At 44.2% G+C, this 412-nt stretch carries 2 tRNA genes; both read right to left on the bottom strand.

What is annotated here, in order from left to right:
• Positions 1-132: 132 nt before the first annotated feature.
• Positions 133-208: transfer RNA gene (locus OQJ86_RS26435), tRNA-Ala, on the bottom strand.
• 39 nt (positions 209-247) lie between these two features.
• Positions 248-324: transfer RNA gene (locus OQJ86_RS26430), tRNA-Ile, on the bottom strand.
• Positions 325-412 lie beyond the last annotated feature (88 nt).

Here is a 412-nt window from a genome sequence, read left to right as displayed (position 1 = left end):
GTCATAAAGACAAACATTGAGAACTTTACAAGTAATCTTAAAGATTACTTTGTCAGCTTTCCAAATTGTTAAAGAGCTAGATTTTCTGATGAAAACCATTTTTAAAGATTCTTTTTCAAGAACACTTAAAGATGGTGGAGCTATGCGGGATCGAACCGCAGACCTCCTGCGTGCAAGGCAGGCGCTCTCCCAGCTGAGCTATAGCCCCATCAAGGTGTCGATACTGCATACCAATTTCAAAAGAAATTGGTGGGTCTGAGTGGACTCGAACCACCGACCTCTCGCTTATCAGGCGAACGCTCTAACCACCTGAGCTACAGACCCAGTATCGTCTCTTACTTATAAACCGTATCAATCTGTGTGGACACTCATCGTGAGTAATCATCGTATAAGGAGGTGATCCAGCGCCAGG

It is taken from the genome of Vibrio sp. Sgm 5 (assembly GCF_026241575.1).
In the GTDB taxonomy this organism is placed as follows: Bacteria; Pseudomonadota; Gammaproteobacteria; order Enterobacterales; family Vibrionaceae; genus Vibrio; species Vibrio jasicida.
This window is presented reverse-complemented; position numbering and strand designations above follow the sequence as displayed.